Consider the following 2,920-nt stretch of genomic DNA (forward strand, 5'->3'; position numbering starts at 1 on the left):
TATATGGTGTGAGTCCTGAACGACGAAGGTAGCAGTAGCCGTTAGCTTAAGGCAAGGGTGTCCATCGCGAGGTGGAATCCGAAGGAAGCCGGCGGCAAACCTCCGGTCCGACGAACAGGAACCGCATAGGAGGCTAGCAGCAGTTAGATGAGCTTGCGAAACAAAGCGAAGTCCTTGCTACGGAAGACTGCTGAGAGTATATGCGGTGGGTGGAAGGAGGGAAAGTCAACGTCCTTACCCGGCGAGGCCTGCCAGGCGCGCCAGGTAATCTGGTAACCCGCACTGGAAGGTGCGAATGAACTGGCAGGAGTCAGCAGAGGTCATAGTACCCCCTTTTAGGCGTCAAAGAGGGGGAAGGACCGAACATAAGGACAGGGAGGCTTTCTATTAGTTCGAGGGGAGGGCGAAGACAGATGGATAGGGTACTTTCGGCTAATAGATACGCGCAGCACCCTTGAAGCCCTAGATGAGTGGATAAGGCGACGGCTCAGGATGTGTATGCTGCGGCAGTGGAGAAAACCCTGCACCAGGAGACGCAACTTAGTAGCGTTAGGAATACCTGAGGACTGGGCAGCACTTATAAGCGGGTCACGGAAAGGGTACTGGCGGTTGGTCAATACTCCCCAGGTGAATAAAGCCCTTGGCCTTAAGTTCTGGAGAGACCAAGGGCTGACGAGTTTAGTTGAGCGGTACTTAGCACTTCGTAGTGCCTTATGAAGCCGTATACCGAACGGTACGTACGGTGGTGTGTGTGTGGGGGGGTGACGGGGGTTAGTCGCCCCCTCCTACCCGATACGCTCACGTAGATAAAGCTGAAGAAGCCAACGAAGCCAGTTCTGGAGTTAATGCAGAAGCCAGCGATGAAACGGGTAATTCGAAGCGGGAGATTGGCGAAGTAGAGAAGTCCAGCAGGGCCAGTAAAAAGAAAGCTACACCAAAAGCATCAAAGGAAGGGCAGCGGAAAGAGAGACTGGCAGAATATGTAGGAAGTAAGGTGTCCCAGCTAATAATTCTTGGTGAACAAGAACGTAGCGAGGAATTCTTTGTCTAGAAAACAGGCAAGACCCAAGTCGGAGTTCAAATTGTAGCAATCTAAACGCTGTTCAGGCTCAAATCGGTATATCTGGATTGATAGCGGTCGAACATATCTTCCAAAGGCTGGTTAATGAAGCACTCCCAAAAGAAACGTGGAGACAAATGAATAGGATGGACCCGAAGGCAATATAGGGTCACTCTGATATAGGGCTACTCTGCTGATATCTAAAATTGAGATCATTATTATCTCAAAATAAGATAGCCGGAATAACTTATGTCTGAACTAAAAGGTCAGACGCTGATTGTCTCAATGTGAGATAGCTTCAGGAGTAAACGAGTGTCTGGCAAACGTCGAGAAACTGTTAATCGTTATGGCACGATAATTGCAAGGATGAAATCACGAAAGTTATAATGGACCCGGATGTGTTTGTCAATCAAAAAGTTGACCACTTGATCTTTGAAAAGTTGACCACCTGTATAGTTTAGTTTCGCTACGGCTATGTTGACTTATTTTAGAATGGGAACCACCTCCTGGTTCTGCTTGATTAGCCGGTCCAGCTAAGGTTGGCCAGGCTGAGGTCGGGACGCCGGGTCAAGTCCGGCCTGCTGACGAGTGAAATGCTCTTAACTACTATGCAGATGTAGAGCCAACTAAACCCTCCTCCTGGCGTCGCCTTAAACTTTCACGGAAGCGGTAGCTTTCCCCGTTCATCACCAGGATGTGGGCGCGGTGGGTGAGCCGGTCTAAAAGGGCGGCAGTCATTCTTTCGTCCCCAAATACTTGTACCCATTCGCCGAACTCCAGGTTGGAAGTGATGAGCACGCTTCCCCTTTCGTAGCGACCGGCCAAGAAGCGGAAGAAGAGTTGGGCTCCTTCGGGAGTGTACGGTACGTAGCCCAGTTCGTCTACCACCACCAGGTCCTGTTTTAGCCACTGTTTTTCTAGAGAGAGGAGTTTATGTTCCCGGGCGGCTGCCAGGAGTTCTGTGACCAGCCTGGGAGCGGTATAAAAGCGCACGCGATAACCCTGCCGGCAGGCGCATAATGCCAGAGCAATGGCCAAGTGGGTTTTCCGGTCCCACTGTTACCTAGAAAAATCACGTTTTCCTTAGCTTTGATGTATTCTCTCCGGCTTAAGGTCAGCACCTTGGGCTTGCTTAAACTTGGCAGGGCGGTGAAGTCGAACTCTTCCAGGGTCTTAAAGTAGGGGAAGTTTGCCCGGCGGTTCCGGTTTTTAAGGGCGCTTTCTTCCCTGCTCAATACCTCTTGCTCCAAGATGGCGCATAAATATTCCTCGTAAGAGCGGTTGTTTTCCGCAGCCGTGCGGGCCAAGCTCTTGTAGTGCCGGGCCACCGCCGGAAGCTTCAACTTGTGTAAATACTCTTTAAGAAGAAGTTCTGTACTCAATGGATCATCCTCCCGTTATAGCCCGCCAGGAGGTCGAACTGTTTTAAGTTCGGTCGGGGAACCTGGTAGGCTGAAAGGTCTCGGTTTTCTTTGGGAGTAGGGTATTTGCCAGTTAACTGCTCAAGGATGTTTTTCACCCCGGGGGGCATGGTAAACCCCTTCGTCCAGAGCCCTCTTTAAGGCAGAGGTCAAAGCGTCCCACCCCACTTCTCGGTGGTACAGGAGGATCTGGACGAACTCCTTTTCTGGCTGGGCGTGGTGCTCTTTTAAGGCCGCCAGGTAACGGTGATATACCGGAGGAAGGTCTGCACGATGAAAGGGCTTAGCATCCTCTAAAGCCCTAGGTTTACGATAAAGGGCCTCTAAGTAGTGGTCTATGTCACAGATCTCCTCCCCTGTACTGTAAGAGCGCCGGTGGGTGGCCACCAGAAGGCGGCCAGCGTAGATTTCCACCCGGTGAACGTAGGCCCTGATCACC

The 2,920-nt window shown here is 51.3% G+C and carries 2 protein-coding genes and 1 pseudogene; 1 reads left to right on the forward strand and 2 read right to left on the reverse strand.

What is annotated here, in order from left to right; translation table 11 throughout:
* Positions 1-417: 417 nt before the first annotated feature.
* Positions 418-717, forward strand: a complete 300-nt coding sequence (locus AC29Z1_RS15945) for a group II intron maturase-specific domain-containing protein (protein ID WP_173298145.1) — start codon at positions 418-420, stop codon at positions 715-717.
* Positions 718-1,666: 949 nt separating this feature from the next.
* On the opposite strand, the pseudogene istB reads toward AC29Z1_RS15945, so the two are convergent.
* Positions 1,667-2,388: pseudogene (istB, locus tag AC29Z1_RS15950) on the reverse strand (IS21-like element helper ATPase IstB).
* A gap of 174 nt (positions 2,389-2,562) precedes the next feature.
* The coding region (locus tag AC29Z1_RS15955; protein ID WP_488272443.1) for a hypothetical protein at positions 2,563-2,920 on the reverse strand (358 nt) is incomplete at its 5' end.

The organism is Sporomusa sp. (genome assembly GCF_057736855.1).